Genomic DNA, 23,713 nt, shown 5'->3' on the forward strand with positions numbered 1-23,713 from the left:
TATGCATGTGAAAGATTTTATACCTTAATCTATGCTTCATGAGATTTTTTATCTGAAAGATTATTCATGGAGTAAAGGTGATGTCGTGTTTTTATAGGTATAAGGTATTTTGGATGTTGAATTTAAATCTTTTCTCGGACTTGTTACAATTTGATTTGATTCTGTAGCATTATAGTGAGATATATGTTCAGGGGATTTTTCAAAAAAAGATCCTAAAAAACCAAAAACAAACCAAAGAATAAAAACTCCAAGAATAATAGCAAGAATACCTCTACCAATTGAATTAATCTGTTCACGCTCTTTTTTTTCAGAAGCTATATGTTTGTCATATGTGTGGTAATTTCTATCAATCATAGTGAATTCCTTTTTTCAATTCCCCTACCTAAGTTACAAAATATACATATACAAAATTATTCAGATACTTATTTTGAAAAACGCTAAATATCACTAAAGGTTCCAGATTACTGGATAACATCGAAAAGAAGGAACATGAAAACAAAAAGATCTATAAATAGTATTTTCTTTTAATTCTATAATATAAAGCATTGACACAAATGTTTTGCTAATAATAAAGTTATAATGAAAGTATATCATTATTTTTATTAAACAATACCTAGTAATAAAGCATATCCTAAAAGGTTTTAATTATGAAATTTTCTAAATCATGGCTTCCGTTCAAAATAGAACAACATCCATCTCCTCTATCAGATGAGAACCGTGGAAAGATTCTAAAAAGTCCTGGTTTTGGTCAATTTTTTACAGATCATATGTGTACTATCCAATGGACTGAAGACAAAGGTTGGCATAACGCTGTTATTTCTCAATACAAAGCTTTAGAGATTAACCCAGCAAGTACCGTTTTGCATTATGCGCAAGAAATTTTTGAAGGTTTAAAAGCATATCGTGCAAAAGATGGGCGAATTTTGTTATTCCGCCCTGATGCCAACGCACAACGTTTTATAGAATCGGCAAAGCGTTTAGCTATGCCAGAATTGCCAAAGAACATCTTTTTAGATGCCGTTAATCAATTGATAAAAATTGATCAAAAATGGGTTTCGGATCTTCCAAATGCTAGCCTCTACATACGTCCATTTATGTTTGGTAATGAAAGCTTTTTAGGCGTTCGCCCTTCTAAAGAATACCTTTTTTGTATCATAGCATCTCCAGTTGAATCATATTTTAAAGGAGAAGAAAAGTCTATTAGCGTATGGATCGAAACAGATTATAGCCGTGCCGGTCCGGGAGGTACAGGCGCCGCCAAATGTGGTGGCAACTATGCAGCAAGCTTACTGGCACAAAGCAGCGCAACACAAAATGATTGTAGCCAAGTACTTTTCCTTGATATGGTTGAACATAAGTGGATTGAAGAACTTGGCGGCATGAATGTTTGCTTTATTATGGCAAATAATAAACTTGTAACACCTGCACTTAGTGGCACTATCCTTCCAGGAATAACACGTCATTCGATTTTACAATTGGCGCAACAAATGGGATTAACGATAGAAGAACGTCCTTATTCCTTTGAATCACTCAAAGAAGATGCACAAAGTGGTCACCTTAAGGAAGTTTTTGCTTGTGGTACAGCAGCCGTTATTACATCAATCGGCCGTTTCAAATACAAAGGTGGCGAATTTGTTATTGGAAATGAAATGATTGGTGAAGTTACAAAAAAGCTTCACACACAGCTTGTTGACCTTCAAAAGGGCAACAAAGAAGATAAGAATGGCTGGGTGCATTCTGTCCAGCTTTCATAACAATAAAATAATTTCTGGAAATATCGTCAGTACTTCCATGAAGGCACCTCTTAGAGCTTTTATGGAAGTACACTTTTCAAAAACAATATTTTTTTACTCTTTTAACAGCTACAGTAAAAAAATCATTAATCAAATTTTGAATAATCCCTATGCTGCGCTTTAATATGACGAACTGTACCGGTATGTGAACGCATCACAAGCGTTTCCGTTTGAATATAACGAGGAGCGAACTTAACACCAGAAAGCATATTGCCATCCGTTACACCTGTTGCAGAAAACAACACATCACCCTTTGCCATTTCTTCCATTGTATAAACTTTATGAGGGTTGTCGATCCCCATTTTGGCTGCACGTACAATTTTTTCTTCTGTATCAAGTTGCAAACGTCCTTGCATCTGCCCACCAATACAGCGCAAAGCTGCAGCCGCTAATACACCCTCTGGTGCTCCACCAACTCCCATATAGATATCAATACCCGTTTCGTCTGGATCAGTTGTATCGATAACTGCTGCAACATCTCCGTCGCCAATTAAACGAATTGATGCCCCCGTTGCTCGCACTTCCTCAATCAATTTCTCATGGCGAGGCCGATCCATAATACAAACAGTCACATGATTAACAGGTACTCCCTTAGCTTTTGCAAGGGCATGAATATTATCAGCAGGAAAAGCATCTATATCAACAACCCCCTTAGGATAACCAGGACCAACAGCAATTTTTTTCATATAAACATCGGGAGCATGAAGCAAATTACCCTTTTCAGCAATTGCAATCACAGCTAGGGAATTAGCAAGATTTTTAGCACAAATTGTCGTTCCCTCAAGTGGATCAAGTGCAATATCAATCGCTAGTCCATTTTTTTTAAGACCTACTTTCTCTCCAATATAAAGCATAGGAGCTTCATCGCGTTCACCTTCACCAATCACTACTGTACCATCAACAGGCAATCGATTAAGTTCCTGGCGCATTGCATCTACAGCAGCTTGATCAGCAGCTTTTTCATCACCACGACCGCGCCAGCGTGCAGCTGCAACAGCAGCACGTTCAGTGACACGCACCAATTCAAGCGTTAGAATACGATCAAGTCTACTTAAATTCTTCTGAGTTGTGAGCATGTAAAAAATCCTACCAAATGAGTACTAGTAAAAAGCACTAGCATTTATTGCAAAGCATTAAGAAGATAGCTTTTAGCAAAGACAAGAACTCTCCACAAAAGAAAAAAACACCCACGCTTCTTGCTTTGCCATTATAAAACAAATTATCGATTCTATGTCATAGGTTCGATACGAATGAATTGAGATTTCACAACAAGATGACCATCTTTTTCAATTCCTGCAAGCGCTTGTCGTACATTCACTTCCGTTGTTTCATGCGTTATTAAAATGATTGTTTTCACAATCTGACTGTCTACAAAAGGTTTTTGAACAATGGACTCTAGTGAAATATGATTATCGGCCATATGTCTTGCAACTGCCGCAAAAACACCAGCACGATCATGAACATTCAAACGAATAAAATAACCACCTGCATGATGAGAAATACGCGCTCTTTTATGAGGAGAAAGTCCTAATGCTGGACTTCTTAAAACAGGTCTATACTGAAAGCCGTGACGTGCTTTCGCTATGTCAGCCAAGTCACCAATAACCGCTGATGCTGTTGCCGCTCCTCCAGCACCAGGACCAGAAAACAGCAATTCACCTAATAAATCGCTTTGAATAGAAAGAGCATTCGTTACACCATGAATTTGTGCAATCATTGATGATGTTGGTACCATTGTTGGATGAACACGTTGCTCGATTCCGGAATTAGTTTCTAGTGCAACCCCTAAAAGCTTAATCCGATAACCCAATTCATCAGCCGCACGGATATCAATCTGCGAAATATTACTAATTCCTTCAACATAAACATCATCTAACGAAACTGCAGTTCCAAATGCCAAACTTGTCAATAAAGCTAACTTATGAGCGGTATCATTTCCCCCAATATCAAAAGTTGGATCAGATTCAGCATAACCAAGTCTCTGTGCATCTGCCAAACAATCTTCAAATGAAGAACCTTCGGTAAACATGCGTGTTAATATATAGTTGCAGGTTCCATTGAGAATACCATAAATCCGTGATACATGGCTTCCAGCAAGTGATTCTCTCATAGCTTTGATGACAGGAATTCCCCCAGCAACGGCCGCTTCAAAATTAAGAAAAACACCTTTTTTTTCCGCAATCACAGCAAGTGTTACCCCATGTCGAGCGAGAAGCGCTTTATTGGCAGTAACAACATGATGTCCCATCTCAATCGCCTTCTTAACAGCTTCATACACGATATCTAATTCGCCACCAATTAATTCAACAAAAACGTCAATCTCATTAGAGGCGGCCATATCCACAGGTGAATCGAACCATTTCATATCACTCAAATCAATTCCACGACTACGGCCTTTATCACGCGCACTAACAGCAATAATTTTGATTGGTCGCCCACATTGGCAAGCCAAACTACTAGCTTTTTCACGTAAAATTCTAATAACTGAACTACCAACTGTACCCAGACCCGCAATGCCAACCTTTAAAGCTTCTGCCATTATCTAACTACTTATCCCTCTTCTTTTGAAAAATATTTAAACGATGTGCAAATCAATGAAAATGATGCTTAAAACCTGCATAATTTAAAGAAGTCCCCCATTCTATTCAACCCAACTTTCCCCCCCAGTACAACAATACCACTTGTGCAATAAAAATTTCTAAGAACACAAACACTAATATTCTTTAAAGATCAGAAACTACATTAAAGAAAACATGAATTTAAATATTAAAAATTTCCCATGAGCACACGAAAATTTTTCAATCATAAATTCTACATTGCCCTTTATACCTCTTTTAAACAAGTGTAAAATAAAGAAACATTCTTTTTAAAAGCAATCGTAACGCTAAGCTTTATGAAAATAGAAGTTTGCCTAATTTTAATAGAGGTTCATACGCAAAAACTAAATTATTACAGACACTTTCAATAGAAAATTTCAAAATTTATAAATAAAAATTATTATCAAAAATTACATAAGCATCCAATTTAATAAATATTGAAACAACAGCAATCTTTCATATGACGAATTAAAAGGATGGATACGATAAAGTGTAACGGAAGATAATACCACGTATCTTGTTACCTTTGCATAATTTGAACTTTATCAGCAATATCTCTGCCCCTTAATCTAAATATCCTCATACCCAGCATATAGCTCAAAAAAAGCTTTACATCGAAATGGAAACATCGGCCTGGCTTATATACAATGCAACCCTGAAATACTGGAAAATTTAGAAGAACGGTAATATTTGCAAAACTTGTATATTTCACACTAACGCATCAACAACATCTTGAAAGAATAGCTAATTACGGTTACGCATGTCTAAGTCAATTCTCCTCATGCATAGCGACTTCAAACAAAAATTGTTCAAATATATCGAAGAGAAATTGGTAGCTTTTAATTCTCTTCTAAAAATCTCTTAATTCAGCCATGTAGAGAGAAATAAAAAAAATGATTATTTTTTCCGCTCTTCAAAGAGACATACCTAAAAATAATTCAATAAAATATGTTTTTTGAAAAAAAATTACGCAGAGGGCTTGCGAAGTAAAAAGATCACCTCTATAAGCCTCATCATTGGTTTGCGCCCATCGTCTAGCGGTTAGGACGCCGCCCTTTCACGGCGGAAACAGGGGTTCGATTCCCCTTGGGCGTACCAGATCTTTGTTTTTTAGCTAATATGTTGATTTTACATTATTTTTAGAGGTATAGGACACATAAATAAAGATGAGAGAATCATTTTTTAGTGTGTTTCTATGCACCTGAAAAAGAATCATCACAGTTACCCTGTGAACAGCTTATTCTCTTTTTTTGAGGAAAATACCTTACTGTGTGCACTGGTAATTAAAAGTGAAAATTTATCGAAAATAGAATTTTTCAGCAATTTTATTCCTTAATAAGCTAGAACCTGTGAGCTATACTAACATAACTGATATATTGTAAGTTTTTTAGTCAAGCTTTACCCTATTCTTTAATAGGCTTTTTTATTCAAAATGACTGTAAAAGATTCTAAAATATCCTAAAAGGCTAAACTACAACATGTTTTATAAGACTATTTTCTCATCACAGCTTCTCTTTATCACATTGGATTTTTATTTAAAAAACGAGTCATGTCCTCAAAATTAAAATCATAACACCAAAGATTCACAATATTATGCACCGCATACAATAACGCAAAAAACTGTACATAAAATTAGAATAATACAAGTTTATCAAATAATTAAATATTTCATAAAAAATAAATAATCTCTAATATCGCCAGTAAAGATCCACTCAAAACATGCCTTTCCCAATAAAATTTTATACCCTATGATGATATATCCTTATCGGTATCACATTTAAATGCCCCTCTATCATTCCTGTTTTTACTTTTCATTATAAGTCTGAAAGTATTATAAAATAATATCACTTAAATAAAAAAGGACTTCTAATGATAAAGATCAAAGTGGAAAACCCCGTTGTTGAAATCGACGGGGATGAAATGACCCGTATCATCTGGAAATATATCAAAGACAAATTAATCCATCCCTATCTCGACATTGATCTAAAATATTACGATCTTTCTGTCGAAAATCGGGATGCAACCAATGACCAGGTAACAATCGATTCTGCCAATGCTATCAAAAAATATGGAGTTGGAGTAAAATGTGCAACCATCACGCCTGATGAATCACGTATTAAAGAATTTAACCTAAAAAAAATGTGGAAATCACCCAATGGTACGATCCGCAATATTTTAGGGGGAGTGATTTTTCGTGAACCCATTATCTGTAAGAATGTACCACGTCTTGTACCTAATTGGACAAAGCCAATTATTATAGGGCGTCATGCTTTCGGTGACCAATATAAAGCAACTGATTTCAAATTTCCTGGAAAAGGAAAACTAAGTATTAAATTTGTTAGCGATGACAATCAAGTTATCGAACATGATATTTTTGATGCTCCAAGTGCAGGGGTTGCCATGGCTATGTACAACCTTGATGAATCAATTCGTGACTTTGCCCGCGCATCTTTTAACTATGGATTACAACGAAATGTTCCAGTCTATCTTTCAACAAAAAATACCATTCTGAAAGCCTACGATGGTCGTTTTAAAGACATCTTTCAAGAAATATTTGATACAGAATTTAAAGCTGAATTTGAAAATTCTAAATTATACTACGAACATCGTCTAATCGATGATATGGTTGCTTCTGCACTTAAATGGTCAGGTGGCTATGTATGGGCATGTAAAAACTATGATGGTGATGTTCAGTCTGATATCGTCGCTCAAGGCTTTGGTTCCCTTGGTCTCATGACTTCTGTTCTCATGACACCAGACGGTAAAATTGTTGAAGCAGAAGCAGCACACGGTACAGTGACACGCCATTATCGTCAGCACCAAAGAGGCGAAGAAACATCAACAAATTCTATTGCATCCATTTTCGCATGGACACGTGGACTGGCACACCGTGCTAAACTAGATGACAATAAGGAGCTAAAAAACTTTGCTACAACATTAGAAGAAGTTTGTATTAAAACCGTTGAAGAAGGTTTTATGACCAAAGATCTTGCACTTTTAATTGGACCTAAACAAAAATGGCTCTCTACAACAGGTTTCCTCGATAAAATCGACGAAAATTTCAAAAAAGCAATGAGTAATTAAGTGACAGCTTAATTTAAATTCCAAAGCTCTGCGAAAGGAGAGCTTTGAATCTTCTCTTGGCAAATTCAAATAACTGCCTTATAAATAGAAGGGGTCAACTTTTTACTGAATAGCAAAAATAGTAGAAAAAGAAAATTTGTTTGCGCTTTTATTGGGTGAAAGTGGTGTTCGCTTTTTAACGTTTGCAGGCGGTGTTGTGTTACACGCCACAAACGTTTACGTTGTTGTTACTATTTTACCCTCTCTTATAAATGATATTGGTAGTGAACTGTATTATTCTTGGGTAGCTACTGTTTTCATTACAGCATCACTCCTTGGTACTTCACTTGCAACAAAAATATTAGGGAAAATAGGTCCTCGCAAAGCCTATGTTGTCTCTGGATTTGTCTTTGCCATTGGAACTTTTATATGCAGTACTGCGTCGAATATGCCGTTATTTTTAATAGGGCGCTTCGTTCAAGGATTTGGAAGCGGCTCTTTGCTATCCCTATCCTATTCTATGATACGTATTATTTTCAGTCCACCTTTATGGTCGCACGCATTGGGTATTATCTCTGGAATGTGGGGAATATCAACCCTGTTAGGACCAGCTATCGGTGGTATTTCTGTACAATATGGCGTATGGAGAGCATCCTTTTGGCTAATTGGAGCATTAGCAATAATCTTCTCACTCATAGCCCTTAAAGTTTTACCAAAAGAAAATGAAAATTATGTTCCAACATCCCCACTCCCCCTCGCACAACTCTTCACACTCAGCTCATTGATTTTTATCATTTCTGCTGGGGAAGCTATGGATACTATAGTTGCAAAAATCTGCGGGCTAGTTGTTGGATTGTGTCTTCTCTTTGTTCTAGCAAAGATCGAATCATCTACGCTTCATCCCATGTTACCACGCAACTCTTTTTCCTTCTCTTCTGAGTTTTTTCCTGTTTACGCGTTGATACTCATTATGACTACAATAGTATATAGCATAGAGCTTTATTTTCCACTTTTTCTTCAAGAACTTCACGGGCAGGCCCCGCTTATTGCTGGTTATATGGCAGCGCTCATAAGCCTCGGTTGGACATGTGGCGCTCTATCAAGTGCCGGTATATCCGCAAAAAAAATTTGCAGTATCATTGTATATTTTCCCATATTAAAACTGTTAGGCATAGGCACTCTCTTATGGTTTATTCCAACAGAATTTTCCACATCTGAACATATTTTTATCATTTGCTTTGCATTATTTGCTATTGGGATCAGTGCTGGCATAGCATGGCCGCATTTGTTAACACGGATATTGCAATGTGCAAACGATGAAGATGCTCTACGTGCCAGTGAATCTCTCACTTCCGTACAGCTATTCTCAATGGCTTTTAGCGCAACATTAGCGGGAATAATTACTAATCTCGCCGGGTTATTTAATCCTGGAGGAATAACAGGGATGATTTCTGCGGCAAAAACTCTTCTTGTAGCACTTATCAGTCTTTTATTATTTCTTGGTATTCCATTTGCCTTACGCGTTGCCTACAGCATATTAAAAAATCCAACCGGTCAATCCAAAGATTAAACAAGTAAAAAAATCCCCTTTCCTTTTAAGAAGCACTCATAACTGAGAGAAATGTCGATCACGTTTTTCCACGTGCCACGAAAAGCAAAAAATCAATAATCCACACAGAGTTAAAACTCCCCCTAAAATGGCAGTATATTCATAACTATAGCCAAATTTCAAAATCCACGCTCCAGATTCTGCTCCAAGAGCATTGGCAATATTAAAAGCAGATTGCATTAACGCTCCCGCTAAAATCTGTCCATGTAGAGCAACATCCATGATTTTCGTTTGTATAGAAGGCATAGCTGCAAAAGAAGTACCAACAAAAAAGCATCCTAATGCCGCCGTTAACGGAGCATGAGATAAAAAGAAAAAAAGAAAAAAAACAAATGTGCTCCAAAGCATAGAAAAAAATATCATTGGCGAAGTACCGGCTTTAACTGCAAATTTAGGCCCTAAAAGATTACCTACCACCATCCCCAATCCAACTAACGGCATAATAAATGGCACCCAATCAAGTGGAACACCAGAAATATGCATTAATGTTGACTTAACATAAGTCAAAACAGAGAATAATCCTGATGCTCCAACCGAAACCATCGCCAAGAGAAACCACACTTGCTTTTGCTTTAATGCACCCAATTCACGTAGAGGACTTCTTTTTGGAATATTCGAACCAGAAGGCAAAAACTTCCAAATAAGCAAACAACACAATAAAGCAATAGCGCCTACAAGGATAAAAGCAATCTGCCAACCAACAAGCTGACCAATCCAAGTTGCACCTGGTGCTCCCAAAACGGTTGCAATTGTTAAACCAAGCATAACATACCCAACAGCTTTGGAACGTTCATTCATTTCCACCATTGAAGCTGCAACTATAGTCGCAAGCCCGAAATAGATGCCATGTGGAAGACCACTGATAAACCGCAGTGCCACTAATATGTTAAAATCAGAAAAAAAGGCACTGGCAATATTCGCCAGTGCATAAAAAAACATCAATCCTGTTAAAACAGCTTTGCGTGATAACTTAGCTGTCGCGACAGCTAAAAGAGGCGCTCCAATCACAACGCCCAATGCATAAGCAGAAATATATTGACCAGCTGTAGGGATATCAACATATGAGCTTCGTGCCATTTCTGGCTGTAAACCCATTGCAACAAACTCTGCGGTACCAATAGCAAAACTTCCCACGGCAAGAGCTAAAATTGCCAAACACCGTGTTCTAAAATCAATTCCCGATGCAAAAAATTTTTTTTTATGAGAATTCCTCATTGTCATCATTTCTGTATGGTGATACTCTAATCGTGAATATTTATGATATAGCATAAATGAACTCAGAATTTGCTTATATCTATGCCTAATACTTTCCAACAAAGCATTAAAAACATCCTCCGCAACGAAAAGAACAACATATTTAGTTTTCTTTCGCAGTGACATAATCAAAGCATATATGAGTAGAATCTGTGTTTTTAAACTGCATTTCAGCTGCAACATTCTGTAACTTAAATGGAACTTCAGTTATTAATAATATCATTATCAGAGAAAATAAGCTCAGCACTTTGAAGTATTAACCGTTTGCATTTTCTAAACCTTCAATTCAAAACAAATCACCTTCACATCCACTCCTAAATGAGACAACTTTTATTAAAACTTCATTATTTAACGGTAAAAAACACAAAGTACCCTATAAAAATGCAATCTTCATACTTCTTTAAGGGTTCACTAACTCCTCATTAATATTGTTGATCTAAACAGTCATCAGAAACAGAAACAAACTGTTTTGCTCCGGATCAGGTAGCGCGTACCGGAGTAACAGTTTCTGTTTATTATTACAGTCGCGGAGGGATTGTATGCCGATAAGACTGCGTATTTATCTTTTAGGCCAGTATAGTTTTATGCTTTTGAAAAGCATTTGTAACTTCATTTTTATTTAGCAAAAACTCTTGATGAAAAATAAATCGAGCAACATGAAAAAGACAAGCGCCATGAATTACGGTCAACACCCTAGCGCCCTTTTATCCATAAAGCGCGCGTTTCAGCACAAAAATCAGCATAACATCCTTCTTCAATCGCATCACGAATTCCTTGCATAAGCTGCTGATAATAAAAAAGATTATTCCAAGTCAACAACATACCACCAAGAGATTCACCAGATTTGATTAAATGATGCAAATAAGCACAACTATAATCGTATGCAGCAGGACAAAGAGACTGTGGATCAAGAGGATGTGGATCTTCTGCATAACGCGCATTGCGCAAATTAATTTTACCAAAGCGCGTAAAAGCTAAACCGTGACGTCCCGCACGCGTCGGCATAACACAATCAAACATATCAATACCGCGAGCAACACTTTTTAAAATATCATCAGGCGTTCCAACCCCCATGAGATAACGTGGCTTATCCTCTGGCAAAATTGGACAAGTAGCATCCAATACGGCTGTCATAACACTCTGCGGTTCGCCAACGGCAAGCCCTCCAATAGCATAGCCTTTCAAATCCATCTCTTTTAATGCTTGGGCAGAACGTTCACGCAATTTCAAATTATCACCGCCTTGAACAATACCAAACAATGCTTTGTCTGGCTGATCACCGAAAGATTTTTTACAACGCAGCGCCCACCGCAATGAAAGTTCCATAGCAGCTTCTATTTCTTTTTCAGTTGCAGGTAATGCAATACATTGATCCAGCTGCATCTGGATATCCGCATTAAGGAGCTCTTGAATTTCGATAGAGCGCTCTGGACTCATTTCATAGTACGCTCCATTAATGTAAGAGCGAAAAATCACACCTTGTTCTGTAATTTTACGGATTCCCGCAAGTGACATAACCTGAAACCCACCAGAATCGGTTAAAATAGGTCCAGACCAGCGTGAAAATTCATGTAAGCCCCCTAAACGGGCAACACGCTCAGCTCCTGGACGCAACATTAAATGATAAGTATTGCCCAAAATGATATCTGCCCCAAGAGCACGTAGCTGATCCATATACATAGCCTTAACAGTTCCTGCCGTTCCAACAGGCATAAATGCGGGTGTGCGAATGCACCCACGTCCCATTATAATTTCGCCCCGCCGTGCGCACCCATCTTGAGAAATTTTTCTATAATGAAATGTCTTTATCATCACTCTCGTCTTTTTAATTCCATAAACTCACATTACCACAGAAAGAAAAACTATACCTTTTCTTATGGCATCATAAGCTTTATGGATTGATTCTAGATTCGCTAAATATTGTAATCAGCATAAAAGGATTTGGTAGGCTACATTAAGTTTTATGACCAAACAATCATCATAGTAAAAGCAATAATCTAATTGTACAAAATATTGGCTCTACCTAACAATATACCCGTTATATGTCCTCACAAAAATCCTAAAGCTTCTGTTTCAAACAATAACGACCTTATTTTATACGCCTTTATTACCAATAATTCCTAGAAAATTTGACTGCGATAAAAGAGTTTTCCGAATATTTTAAATACAAAGTAGAGTTAGAGATAGCCTTTACTTTTATAAAAAGGACTTTCATAACTTTTTTATCTAAAATATCTCACGCACACTTGAGTATAAATATAATTAAGTAAAAAAATTGAGAGCTATACATAACAGTAAATACCAACAAAAAACCTTGTTACTACTTACAACTAACCATCATAACACTCAAACCTCCATCTCCCCTTCATTGAAGAAATTCAGAAGAAATAAACACGAAAATCTTTTATCTTCTTTCAAGAAACACTCATTTTATTCAAATAAATAAGCCTCAATATAAAGTGTTACACTAGGCATTTTTCCCCAAAAATCCACTTACATAAAAATATAAAATTTAGAACAACTGTAAGAAGCTATGAATTTTGTATACTGAACATAAAACTAAATTGGCTATTCATGCCTTGGTTATAAACTAGCAGCAATACTATTAAATATCCAAAATTTTGAGTATAAGATTCCATGGGCAACAACAACAAACAGACCCATCTGTCACAAATCAATAGCACTTATAGCTAACAAAATTTAATGCGAAGAGAACGCACAACCGCAGAATCATTTTATCGATTTAAGCTGCAACAACTGATCTTTACCATGTTCAAGACAATCACCAGATGGGAATACCTCCACTTAATGATTACTGTAGAAACCGATATAATTTATACTATTTCGTATCGGCAGAAATTTTAGCTTTAATGATTGCATCAGGTTCTATAACAGGCTCACCACGCTTAATTTTATCAACATTTTCCATACCTTCAATAACTTGTCCCCATATGGAATATTGACGATCAAGCCAAGGAGCATCCGCAAAGCAAATAAAAAACTGTGAATTAGCAGAATTTGGATTCTGGCTACGTGCCATGGAAACTGTACCACGCTTATGAGAAAGATTCGAAAACTCTGCTGTTAAATTGGGCTTCTTTGCCCCTCCCATACCAGCACGCGATAAATTAAATTCTGCACCATCCTTTTTTCCAAATTGCACATCTCCTGTTTGAGCCATAAAACCATCAATAACGCGATGAAAAATAACATTATCATAAGCACCTTCACGCACAAGCTCTTTAATACGCGCAACGTGACAAGGCGCCAAATCAGCAAACAGCCTAATAACAACTCTACCCTTTGTTGTTTCAAGAATTAAGATATTTTCTAAATCTTTAATTTCAGACATACGGCTAAACTCCTTTGAATCATCTATCAGCTTGTAAAGTAGCAGCATTAATAACATCAGGATTTTTCACAGATCCATTATTACCTGTGGTACCTTTTTTAATTTTATCAACAACGTCCATTCCCTTTATGACCTCTCCAACAACAGTGTACTGATCGTTTAAAAAAGAAGCATCATCAAAACAAATAAAGAACTGAGAATTCGCGGAATTTAGGTCTTGTGCACGTGCCATTCCAACAGTGCCACGCTTAAACGGATGCTTTGAAAATTCCGCTGGTATATTAGGATAATTTGAAGCACCACTACCAACGCGTTTAGCATCAAAATCTGCACTATCCTTTTTTCCAAATTGTATATCACCAGTCTGTGCCATAAAACCGGGAATAACGCGATGAAATACAACGTTGTTGTAAGAACCTTCCTTTGTTAATCTCTTGATTCGTGCAACATGTTTTGGTGCCAGATCAGGACGAAGACGAATAATCACATCTCCATTTTTGAGAGATAAAATAAGAACATTCGAATCATCTGCTACAGCACTTAACGAAAAAAAACAAAAAATACACGTCAAAACAGTAAAAAATCTAAGATACATAATCGTTCTCTCATAAATGCTGAAATTTCAAGCGCAAAGCTCGGGCAACATTTGGGGGTACAAAGGGTGCAACATCACCTCCCATAGAGGCAATCTGGCGCACTAATGTGGAAGTTATCGCACGCCCAGAAACACTCGCTGGCAAAAAGACAGTTTGCAATTCAGGAGCCATGATTCCATTCATTCCCGCCATCTGCATCTCATAATCAAGGTCAGTACCATCACGCAATCCGCGAATAAGAAATGAAGCACCAATCTCATGAGCTTTATCAATCAAAAGAGTATTAAATGAAAGAACCTGCAACCTATCAGAACCTATATTTAACAAGTCCTTCCCTACCTCAGCAATTAAATCGGCACGCTCTTCAAAACTAAAAAGTGCTTTTTTTTTAGCCTGCACACCTATAGCCACAATCACCTTATCGGCCAAAACGAGACTGCCTCGCAAAACATCAAGATGACCATTTGTAAGAGGATCAAAAGAACCTGCATAAAGAGCAATTTTCATTGTTTTACTCCGCCCCTCCTTCAGAATTATTTCTCTATGCTCACATCAACCGCATCAAAATATCCTCCAGTTTCATCATCTAATTGGTTATCATCATCTTCAGATTCAGAAATACGTTCAACCGATACAACTTTTTCACCCTCAGCTGTATTGAAAATTGTCACTCCCTTGGTCGAGCGACCAGCTATACGAATACCATCAACAGGAACGCGAATAAGCTGCCCACCATTTGATACCAACATAATTTGATCTTGTGCTTTCACTGGAAAAGCCGCTACCAACTTACCAATTTCAGACGTCTTAGACGGATCTGTTGCACGTATTCCTTTTCCACCACGTCCCGAAATCCGAAATTCATATGAAGAAGATCGTTTTCCATAACCAAATTCACTAACTGTCAAAAGCATTTGCTCACGAGCATTAAGTTCCGCATAGCGTTCATCTGTTAACTCTGTTTCTGTTTCCTCGTCATCTCCATCAAGAGTTACAATATCTTCAGCATCTGCACCAGCAGAACGCCGTTCATTCATCACACGTTTGACATAAGCAGAACGCTCAATCGACGTTGCCTCGACATGCTCTAGAATAGTCATTGAAATAACTTTATCACCGTTAGCCAAATTAATACCACGCACTCCCACCGAATTACGCCCTGCAAATACACGAACATCAACAACCGGAAAACGAATACATTGTCCATTAGCCGTTGTTAAAACAACATCATCATGTTCTGTACAAGTTTCTACAGAAAGGATTTCATCTCCTTCTTCATCAAGTTTCATTGCAATTTTTCCATTACGATTAACCTGGACAAAATCTGATAATTTATTACGACGCACAGTTCCACGCGTCGTTGCGAACATAACATCCAACGCACTCCAACTCGCCTCACCTTCTGGCAAAGGCATAATAGTCGTTATTCTCTCACCTTGCTGTAAGGGAAGCATATTGATCAGAGCTCGCCCACGCGACTGCGGCGTACCAAGTGGTAAACGCCAAACTTTCTCCTTGTAGACAATCCCACGCGACGAAAAGAAAAGAACCGGTGTATGCGTATTAACCACAAACAAACGAGTTACAAAATCCTCATCCTTCGTGGACATACCAGAACGCCCCTTACCACCACGCCGCTGCGCACGATATGTATTGAGAGGTACACGCTTAATATAACCACTATGACTAACCGTTACCACCATATCTTCCGGCGCGATCAGATCTTCGCACTCCATCTCAGCACTACCAAAACCAAATATGGTGCGTCGGGGCGTTGCAAACTCCTCACGAAGAGCATTTAGCTCATCCTTAACAATGCCCATGATACGTAAACGTGATGCCAAAATATGAAGATAATCAGCAATATCCACTCCAATTTTATTCAATTCATCAGCAATTTCATCACGCCCAAGCGCCGTCAACCTTTGTAAGCGCAATTCCAAAATAGCGCGCGCCTGTTCTTCAGATAAATTATAAGTACTATCTCTATGAATAATATGACGGGGATCATCAATAAGCTTAATCAAAGATGCCACATCAGCAGCCGGCCAACGTCGTTCCATTAATTGTGAACGCGCTGTCTGTGGATCAGGAGCTTTGCGAATGAGCGCTATAATTTCATCGATATTGGCAACAGCAAGTGCAAGACCAACCAAAACATGCGCACGTTCACGCGCTTTACGCAAAAGATATTTTGTTCGTCGACTTACAATCTCTTCTCGAAAAGAAACAAATGCACGAAGCATATCAAGCAACGTCATCTGCTCAGGTTTTCCCCCATTCAACGCAACCATATTACAACCAAAAGAAGTTTGCAGCGGCGTATAACGATACAATTGGTTCAAAACAACTTCCGCAACAACATCCTTCTTAAGCTCAATAACGACGCGATATCCATCACGATCAGATTCGTCACGCAAATCAGAGATTCCTTCAATGCGTTTATCGCGCACCAATTCGGCCATTTTCTCAACCATCGTCGCTTTATTAACTTGATAAGGTATTTCACTTACAATGATTGCCTGTCGACCACTGCGAATTTCTTCAATATCAACCTTAGCACGCATAATGATTGAACCGCGCCCTGTTTCATAAGCAGAACGGACACCGGAATGGCCAAGGATAATACCACCAGTAGGAAAATCAGGACCAGGAATAATTTCAATTATTTTATCAAGCGTTATATTGGGATTATCAATCAAGGCGATACAAGCATTAATGACTTCAGCAAGATTATGGGGAGGAATATTGGTTGCCATCCCTACAGCAATACCACCTGACCCGTTGACCAAAAGATTAGGGAAACGTGCTGGTAAGACTACTGGTTCACGCTCACGCCCGTCGTAATTATCTTGAAAATCAACAGTATCTTTATCAATATCGGCTAAAAGCTCTTGTGAAACTTTTTCCAAACGACATTCTGTATAGCGCATCGCCGCAGGTGGATCACCATCAACAGAACCAAAATTTCCTTGACCATCAATCAACGGATTTCTCAAAGAAAAGTCTTGTGCCATACGCACCAATGCATCATAAATTGAAGCATCCCCATGAGGATGAAATTTCCCCATAACTTCACCAACAACACCTGCAGATTTACGATACGGTTTATTGAAAGAAAGCCCCATCTCATTCATGGCGTGAAGAATACGCCGATGAACAGGTTTAAGACCATCACGTACATCCGGAAGCGCACGGGAAACAATCACGCTCATCGCATAATCGAGATAGGAGCGTTGCATTTCATCAATAATACTGACTGGTTCAATACCGGTCAGCACATCACGTTCTGGTAGTGGAGTAAGATCGGTCACAGCTTCAAGACTTTCAAAAAAGAATCACTTTAATTTGTTTATATCGAAAATACACTAAAATGCCAATTTCTCTCCCACGACAGAAAAGAAATTTAATAATAACTTTCAACATGTTATTTATTCATCTTTAAAAATCATAGATAAAATGAATAAAATATACTTTGCTGAATTTAAAAAAAACGGAAACCAAAAAAGCGATAATAATGACACGCCTTAAAGATTATCAAAAAGGAACATCATCATCTAATTTATGTGAAAAACTCTCTTCTAATTTGCTATCATTTTGACCAAAACCACCCCTCTGATCTGAGTTACTGTCACCAAAACTACTACTACCATAACTTCCGCTTGCTTGATTGATTCCTGGCATTTGCTCTCCACCAGCAACTCCACGTCCATCAAGCATTTGCAATTCACCACGGTATTTTTGCAAAACAATTTCTGTTGTATAACGATCATTCCCATTTTGATCTTGCCATTTGCGTGTTTGCAACTGACCTTCAATATAGATTTTGCTTCCTTTTTTTAAATATTGCTCCACAATTCTGATAAGGTTTTCATTAAAAATAACAACACTATGCCATTCTGTTCGTTCTCTTCGCTCATTAGTATTACGATCACGCCAACTTTCTGAAGTAGCGATGCGCAAATTCGCTACTTGGTCACCAGAGTTTAAACGGCGGATATCAGGATCCGCACCAAGATTACCGATCAAAATAACTTTATTAAGGCTACCAGCCATTGCATAAACTCCAAAATTTTAATTCGCGAACACTCTTTGTTGTATAGCAGTCATTACCATCCTGACCTTTTCATTTGCATATCCGTAGTTAATCCTAAATATGGATTTTGCTATCTTCTCTTAAGATACTATAAGATTTAATTATAACAAAAGATGATCATAACGCATAGTTTATTCCATCATCAGAGAATAAAAAGCTTTTCCCTACATTTTACTTTCCACAGAACTTGTATTTTAACTTCGTTAGAGCAATTAAACACGTTGTAATTCTAAAAAACAGTTTTATTCTATTTTAGGTGCTCAATTTTCGTATTTTGCAAGGATAAAATATGACTCATCAAAAATACATATCCGTTCGCGGTGCGCGTGAGCATAATCTTAAAAACATTGATATCGATCTCCCTCGTGACAAACTGATTGTTATCACGGGACTTTCTGGATCAGGTAAATCATCCTTAGCTTTTGATACAATTTACGCCGAAGGTCAACGCCGCTATGTTGAAAGTCTCTCTGCCTACGCACGCCAATTTCTGGAAGTGATGCAAAAACCGGACGTTGATAGAATAGATGGTCTTTCCCCAGCCATCTCCATTGAACAAAAAACAACCATCCGCAACCCTCGTTCAACGGTAGGAACCGTCACTGAAATTCATGATTATATGCGCCTCCTCTTTGCACGTATTGGCGTCCCTCACTCCCCTGCTACGGGACTTCCTATTAAAAGTCAAACGGTAAGCCAAATGGTTGATCAAATTATGTCCATACCAGAAGGTACACGAATTTTTATTATGGCCCCTCTCATCCGAGGACGAAAGGGAGAATATAAAAAAGAATTGATAGAGCTTTTAAAAAAAGGATTTCAACGTGCTAAAGTTGATGGAAAATTTTATGAAATTCCTGATATTCCTCCTCTTGATAAAAAATATAAACATGACGTAGATGTAGTAGTAGACCGCATTGTTGTACATAGTGACATTGCCCCTCGCTTAGCAGACAGTATAGAAACCTGTTTACGCCTAGCAAATGGAATCGCGGTCGCTGAAATGGCTGATCAACCCTTAGCACAAAATGAAACCACAAAAGAATCTGTTCATAAATCAAAAAATGAAACACACAAACGGTTTATTTTTTCAGAAAAATTTTCCTGTCCCATCTCTGGATTTTCTATCCCTGAAATTGAACCACGTCTGTTTTCATTCAATAATCCTTTTGGCGCTTGTCCTCTCTGCGACGGGCTTGGCATCAAAAAAGCAGTAGACCCGATAAAAATCGTGCCAAATAAAAATGTTACCTTAAAAGATGGTGCAATTGCACCTTGGTCTAAATTATCTTTACTATATTATAACCAAACCTTAGAATCATTGAGCAAAGTTTATGGATTTAAACTTACGGATAAATGGTGTGTGCTCTCAGATGAAGCGCAACACGCTATTCTCTATGGTACAAAAAGCAAAGAAATCTTCTTTACCTATAAAAATGATTCAGGTTCGTGTAAAAGGACTCAACACTTTGAAGGAATCATCCCCCACATGGAGCGGCGATGGAAAGAAACCGATTCTACATGGTTACGTGAAGAAATCGAGCGTTATATGTCTTCTTCATCCTGTCCGGCTTGTCATGGTTATCGTCTAAAACCAGAAGCGCTAGCTGTAAAAATCCACGGAATGCATATTGGACAAATATCAGAACTTTCTATTTCAAAAGCAGATGATTGGTTTGCCAATATTCATCAATATCTGACTGAAAAACAACGTAACATCGCAGTGCGTATTTTAAAAGAAATTCGTGAACGCTTAGCCTTTTTAAATCATGTAGGACTCGAATATCTTACCTTATCTCGAAGTTCAGGCACTCTTTCAGGAGGAGAAAGTCAACGTATTCGGTTAGCCTCTCAAATTGGTTCTGGCCTTACAGGTGTCCTTTATATTTTAGATGAACCATCTATTGGTTTACACCAACGTGATAATGAACGTCTTCTGAAAATGCTGCATCATCTGCGTGATCTTGGCAATACAGTTATCGTTGTTGAACATGATGAAGATGCCATTCTAACCGCAGACCATGTCGTTGATATTGGCCCTGCCGCAGGTGTTCATGGTGGAGAAATCATAGCGCAAGGTACACCACAGGAAATCATGGGTAATCCATATTCTCTTACGGGACAATATCTTTCAGGAAAAATGGCTGTTCCAATGCCTGCTAAACGACGCAAAATATCAAAATCGAAAAAACTCAGAGTCATCGGAGCCAGAGGAAATAATCTCAAAAATATCAGTGCTGATATTCCTCTTGGAACCTTCACATGCATAACTGGCGTTTCAGGTGGAGGAAAATCAACATTCCTTATTGAAACTCTTTTTAAAGCGGCATCACATCATATCATGGGAAGTTATCATAGCCCCGCAAGCTATGATAAAATTGAAGGATTAGATTTTCTTGATAAGGTCATTGATATCAACCAAGCACCTATTGGACGCACCCCACGTTCTAATCCAGCAACCTACACGGGCACATTTACTCCGATTCGCGAATGGTTTGCAGAACTTCCAGAATCAAAAGCCCGTGGTTATAAAGCAGGACGTTTTTCATTTAATGTTAAGGGAGGCCGCTGCGAAGCATGTCAAGGTGATGGAGTCATCAAAATTGAAATGCACTTTTTACCTGATGTTTATGTTACTTGCGATGTCTGCCAAGGAAAACGTTATAATAGAGAAACACTTGAAGTAAAATTTAAAGAACAGTCCATCGCCGATATTTTGGATATGACAATCGAAAAGGCCGAAGAATTTTTTCAAGCCGTTCCCACCATTCACAATAAAATGAAGACTCTCAGTAAAGTTGGCCTTGGCTATATCAAAGTGGGACAACAAGCTACAACACTTTCTGGTGGTGAAGCTCAACGTGTAAAACTCGCTAAAGAACTTTCACGCAAAACAACAGGGCGTACACTCTATATTTTGGATGAACCAACAACGGGTTTGCATTTTCATGATATTTCCAAACTCCTCGAAGTGCTGCATGAACTCGTCGAGCAAGGTAATACAGTTGTAGTCATTGAACATAATCTTGAAGTCATAAAGACAGCCGACTGGATTATTGATTTAGGACCAGAAGGTGGAGACCGTGGCGGTGAAATTGTTGCAGCTGGGCGTCCTGAAGATATCATCAATATTCCTACTTCCTATACAGGAAAATTTCTGAGAAAAATTTTACTGCGCCAACCTTTATAAAATCCCTTCTAAAGCCACTCTTCTTATAAAGGACACTGCAGTACAATAAGAAAAAGGAAAACCAAATGTCTCTTATTATTGTATTATTTTTTATTCTTTATAAGCCATGTAGGTTCCTTCCCGAAGAAAAAAGCACTTCACTTTATGCTACAAGAGAAACTTTCTCCAAAGAATATCTAGTAACATAATTTTTGACTTTTTGTGCACAAAGTATCCGTTGGACATCTTATAGTTGTCAATATAATGTGGTGCAGTTTAAAAAGAAAAAATAACGTTGGAGATAATTTCAGCATGAAGAAAATTGAAGCCATTATAAAACCTTTCAAACTTGATGAAGTGAAAGAAGCGCTTCAAAAAATTGGCTTACACGGTATTACAGTAACAGAAGCAAAAGGTTTTGGTCGTCAAAAAGAACATACAGAACTTTATCGCGGCGCTCAATATGTTGTTGATTTTCTACCTAAAGTAAAGATTGAAATTGTCGTTGCTGATGAAAAACTGAAACAAACCGTTGATACAATACGTAAAGCAGCTCAAACAAAACATATCGGAGATGGGAAAATATTTGTTTTTTCCATTGATGATGCCATTCGTATCGACACTGACGAATCTGGGATCGATGCCCTTTAACAAATAATGACAAAATTTTTTACCGTTTTTATCCACCTCAATCCAATTAAGGAAATTGAATATGATAACCGCATCAGATATTATCAAACAGATTGCAGATAACGAAATCCGTTTTGTCGATTTACGTTTTACCGATCCACGAGGAAAGTTGCACCACCTCACAATGGATATCGCAGAAATCAGCGAAAATACATTTAGCGATGGCGTTATGTTTGATGGTTCTTCAATTTCCGGATGGAAAACAATTAATGAATCTGATATGGTTTTAATGCCAGATCCAGAGACAGCACATATCGATCCTTTTTTTGCTCAATCCACTTTGATCATATTTTGTGACGTACTTGATCCTGTTTCTGGAGAGTTTTATCGTAGGGATCCTCGTTCTATCGCCAAGAGAGCTGAAGTGTATATGAAATCTTTGGGAATCGGAGATACAATCAATGTAGGACCAGAAGCGGAATTTTTTATCTTTGATGATGTGCGATATAAAACTGATCCTTACAATACAGGATTTAAGCTCGATTCCAGTGAACTTCCATCCAATGATGATACGGAATATGAAACGGGCAACCTCGGTCATCGCCCACGAATGAAGGGAGGATATCTTCCTGTCCCCCCTATCGATTCCTGCCAAGATATGCGCTCAGAAATGCTCACAGCACTGAAAGATATGGGTGTCCAAGTTGAGAAGCATCATCACGAAGTAGCAGCAGGTCAGCATGAATTGGGTATTCGCTTTGATACCCTCGTTCGCGAAGCTGATAAGATGCAAATTTTTAAATATGTCGTACATCAAATAGCAAACAGCTATGGAAAGACAGCAACGTTCATGCCAAAACCAGTTTTTGGTGATAACGGCTCAGGCATGCATGTTCATATATCCATTTGGAAAGATGGTAAACCAATTTTTGCAGGAAATGAATATGCCGGACTATCAGAAACCTGCTTATTCTTCATCGGTGGTGTTATTAAGCACGCCAAAGCAATCAACGCCTTCACTAATCCATCCACAAACTCCTATAAGCGTTTAGTACCAGGTTATGAAGCACCTGTCCTTCTTGCTTATTCTGCACGCAATCGTTCTGCATCTTGCCGTATTCCAATGAGCTCTTCTCCAAATTCAAAACGCGTAGAAGTGCGTTTTCCAGATCCAACAGCAAATCCCTATCTGGCATTTGCAGCACTCTTAATGGCTGGTCTTGATGGAATCAAAAATAAAATTCATCCTGGACAGGCTATGGATAAAGATCTTTACGATCTTCCCTTAAAAGAGCTCAAAGACATTCCCACAGTCTCAAGAAGTCTACGCGAAGCACTTGAAGCGCTTGATAAAGATCGTGGTTTTCTTAAAGCCGGTGATGTTTTTGATGATGACCAGATTAATTCCTTCATTCAAATAAAAATGCAAGAAGTTTTACGCTGTGAAACGACTCCCCATCCCGTCGAATTTGATATGTACTATTCTGTTTAAAGAATGATAGATCCCTCTTTTTGATTTAAAAATGGAGGTATTAACCTCCATTTTTGTGGATA

Annotated in this window: 16 protein-coding genes and 1 tRNA gene; 7 read left to right on the forward strand and 10 right to left on the reverse strand. The window is 37.9% G+C overall.

Features of this window, described 5'->3' with window-relative positions; all coding sequences use genetic code 11:
• Nucleotides 1-60 precede the first annotated feature (60 nt).
• The gene (locus tag V4P57_RS05010; RefSeq protein ID WP_455465511.1) at nucleotides 61-354 is read right to left on the reverse strand and encodes a hypothetical protein; all 294 of its coding nucleotides are present in this window, start codon (nucleotides 352-354) and stop codon (nucleotides 61-63) included.
• A 293-nt stretch (nucleotides 355-647) separates the two neighbouring features.
• On the opposite strand from V4P57_RS05010, the gene V4P57_RS05015 reads away from it, so the two are divergent.
• Nucleotides 648-1,754 carry a branched-chain amino acid aminotransferase gene (locus V4P57_RS05015; protein ID WP_455465512.1) on the forward strand — a complete coding sequence of 369 codons (1,107 nt, stop codon included), beginning with the start codon at nucleotides 648-650 and terminating at the stop codon, nucleotides 1,752-1,754.
• A 125-nt stretch (nucleotides 1,755-1,879) separates the two neighbouring features.
• Here the strand turns inward: V4P57_RS05015 and glpX are convergent, their stop codons facing one another.
• Both glpX and V4P57_RS05025 read right to left on the reverse strand, forming a co-directional pair.
• Complete coding sequence (gene glpX / locus V4P57_RS05020) at nucleotides 1,880-2,869, reverse strand: class II fructose-bisphosphatase (RefSeq protein WP_455465513.1); 990 nt, start codon at nucleotides 2,867-2,869, stop codon at nucleotides 1,880-1,882.
• Between the two features lie 152 nt (nucleotides 2,870-3,021).
• Entirely contained in the window at nucleotides 3,022-4,332 is a 1,311-nt protein-coding gene (locus V4P57_RS05025) for a homoserine dehydrogenase (RefSeq protein WP_455465514.1), read from the reverse strand.
• A 1,081-nt stretch (nucleotides 4,333-5,413) separates the two neighbouring features.
• Between V4P57_RS05025 and V4P57_RS05030 the strand changes: the two genes are divergently transcribed.
• The 3 genes from V4P57_RS05030 (at nucleotide 5,414) to V4P57_RS05040 (ending at nucleotide 9,023) form a co-directional block, all read left to right on the forward strand.
• Nucleotides 5,414-5,488: transfer RNA gene (locus V4P57_RS05030), tRNA-Glu, on the forward strand.
• A gap of 771 nt (nucleotides 5,489-6,259) precedes the next feature.
• A complete protein-coding gene (locus V4P57_RS05035; RefSeq protein WP_455465515.1) occupies nucleotides 6,260-7,474 on the forward strand; it encodes an NADP-dependent isocitrate dehydrogenase in 1,215 nt (404 codons plus the stop codon).
• Between the two features lie 136 nt (nucleotides 7,475-7,610).
• On the forward strand, nucleotides 7,611-9,023 hold the full coding sequence (locus V4P57_RS05040) for an MFS transporter (RefSeq protein ID WP_455465516.1): 1,413 nt from the start codon (nucleotides 7,611-7,613) through the stop codon (nucleotides 9,021-9,023).
• Nucleotides 9,024-9,059: 36 nt separating this feature from the next.
• Here V4P57_RS05040 and V4P57_RS05045 read toward each other — a convergent pair whose 3' ends face one another.
• The 7 genes from V4P57_RS05045 to ssb all read right to left on the reverse strand — a co-directional run bounded on the left by V4P57_RS05045 (nucleotide 9,060) and on the right by ssb (nucleotide 18,320).
• Nucleotides 9,060-10,286, reverse strand: coding sequence for an MFS transporter (locus V4P57_RS05045; protein WP_455466973.1), 1,227 nt, complete (start codon nucleotides 10,284-10,286; stop codon nucleotides 9,060-9,062).
• A 723-nt stretch (nucleotides 10,287-11,009) separates the two neighbouring features.
• Nucleotides 11,010-12,128, reverse strand: a complete 1,119-nt coding sequence (tgt, locus tag V4P57_RS05050; RefSeq protein ID WP_455465517.1) for a tRNA guanosine(34) transglycosylase Tgt — start codon at nucleotides 12,126-12,128, stop codon at nucleotides 11,010-11,012.
• Between the two features lie 1,027 nt (nucleotides 12,129-13,155).
• Nucleotides 13,156-13,668: a peptidylprolyl isomerase gene (locus V4P57_RS05055; protein WP_455465518.1), complete on the reverse strand. Its 513-nt coding sequence runs from the start codon at nucleotides 13,666-13,668 to the stop codon at nucleotides 13,156-13,158.
• A 19-nt stretch (nucleotides 13,669-13,687) separates the two neighbouring features.
• Nucleotides 13,688-14,263: a peptidylprolyl isomerase gene (locus V4P57_RS05060; RefSeq protein ID WP_455465519.1), complete on the reverse strand. Its 576-nt coding sequence runs from the start codon at nucleotides 14,261-14,263 to the stop codon at nucleotides 13,688-13,690.
• Nucleotides 14,264-14,273: 10 nt separating this feature from the next.
• Nucleotides 14,274-14,771 carry a pantetheine-phosphate adenylyltransferase gene (gene coaD, locus V4P57_RS05065; RefSeq protein ID WP_455465520.1) on the reverse strand — a complete coding sequence of 166 codons (498 nt, stop codon included), beginning with the start codon at nucleotides 14,769-14,771 and terminating at the stop codon, nucleotides 14,274-14,276.
• A gap of 26 nt (nucleotides 14,772-14,797) precedes the next feature.
• Nucleotides 14,798-17,578: a DNA gyrase subunit A gene (gene gyrA, locus V4P57_RS05070; RefSeq protein ID WP_455465521.1), complete on the reverse strand. Its 2,781-nt coding sequence runs from the start codon at nucleotides 17,576-17,578 to the stop codon at nucleotides 14,798-14,800.
• A 223-nt stretch (nucleotides 17,579-17,801) separates the two neighbouring features.
• A complete protein-coding gene (gene ssb, locus V4P57_RS05075; protein WP_455465522.1) occupies nucleotides 17,802-18,320 on the reverse strand; it encodes a single-stranded DNA-binding protein in 519 nt (172 codons plus the stop codon).
• Nucleotides 18,321-18,649: 329 nt separating this feature from the next.
• On the opposite strand from ssb, the gene uvrA reads away from it, so the two are divergent.
• The 3 genes from uvrA (at nucleotide 18,650) to glnA (ending at nucleotide 23,651) form a co-directional block, all read left to right on the forward strand.
• Nucleotides 18,650-21,550, forward strand: coding sequence for an excinuclease ABC subunit UvrA (uvrA, locus tag V4P57_RS05080; RefSeq protein ID WP_455465523.1), 2,901 nt, complete (start codon nucleotides 18,650-18,652; stop codon nucleotides 21,548-21,550).
• A 291-nt stretch (nucleotides 21,551-21,841) separates the two neighbouring features.
• Nucleotides 21,842-22,180 (forward strand): P-II family nitrogen regulator, encoded by a 339-nt coding sequence (locus V4P57_RS05085; protein ID WP_455465524.1) that lies wholly within the window; start codon nucleotides 21,842-21,844, stop codon nucleotides 22,178-22,180.
• Between the two features lie 61 nt (nucleotides 22,181-22,241).
• Entirely contained in the window at nucleotides 22,242-23,651 is a 1,410-nt protein-coding gene (gene glnA, locus V4P57_RS05090) for a type I glutamate--ammonia ligase (protein WP_455465525.1), read from the forward strand.
• Nucleotides 23,652-23,713: the final 62 nt, after the last annotated feature.

It is taken from the genome of Bartonella sp. B39 (genome assembly GCF_053795145.1).

What these genes read in the sequence shown, in the direction of transcription:
- V4P57_RS05010 (WP_455465511.1), bottom strand. Translation starts at nt 354, where the DNA reads ATGATTGATAGAAATTACCACACATATGACAAACATATAGCTTCTGAA.
- V4P57_RS05015 (WP_455465512.1), top strand. Translation starts at nt 648, where the DNA reads ATGAAATTTTCTAAATCATGGCTTCCGTTCAAAATAGAACAACATCCA.
- glpX (WP_455465513.1), bottom strand. Translation starts at nt 2,869, where the DNA reads ATGCTCACAACTCAGAAGAATTTAAGTAGACTTGATCGTATTCTAACG.
- V4P57_RS05025 (WP_455465514.1), bottom strand. Translation starts at nt 4,332, where the DNA reads ATGGCAGAAGCTTTAAAGGTTGGCATTGCGGGTCTGGGTACAGTTGGT.
- V4P57_RS05035 (WP_455465515.1), top strand. Translation starts at nt 6,260, where the DNA reads ATGATAAAGATCAAAGTGGAAAACCCCGTTGTTGAAATCGACGGGGAT.
- V4P57_RS05045 (WP_455466973.1), bottom strand. Translation starts at nt 10,286, where the DNA reads ATGATGACAATGAGGAATTCTCATAAAAAAAAATTTTTTGCATCGGGA.
- tgt (WP_455465517.1), bottom strand. Translation starts at nt 12,128, where the DNA reads ATGATAAAGACATTTCATTATAGAAAAATTTCTCAAGATGGGTGCGCA.
- V4P57_RS05055 (WP_455465518.1), bottom strand. Translation starts at nt 13,668, where the DNA reads ATGTCTGAAATTAAAGATTTAGAAAATATCTTAATTCTTGAAACAACA.
- V4P57_RS05060 (WP_455465519.1), bottom strand. Translation starts at nt 14,263, where the DNA reads ATGTATCTTAGATTTTTTACTGTTTTGACGTGTATTTTTTGTTTTTTT.
- coaD (WP_455465520.1), bottom strand. Translation starts at nt 14,771, where the DNA reads ATGAAAATTGCTCTTTATGCAGGTTCTTTTGATCCTCTTACAAATGGT.
- ssb (WP_455465522.1), bottom strand. Translation starts at nt 18,320, where the DNA reads ATGGCTGGTAGCCTTAATAAAGTTATTTTGATCGGTAATCTTGGTGCG.
- uvrA (WP_455465523.1), top strand. Translation starts at nt 18,650, where the DNA reads ATGACTCATCAAAAATACATATCCGTTCGCGGTGCGCGTGAGCATAAT.
- V4P57_RS05085 (WP_455465524.1), top strand. Translation starts at nt 21,842, where the DNA reads ATGAAGAAAATTGAAGCCATTATAAAACCTTTCAAACTTGATGAAGTG.
- glnA (WP_455465525.1), top strand. Translation starts at nt 22,242, where the DNA reads ATGATAACCGCATCAGATATTATCAAACAGATTGCAGATAACGAAATC.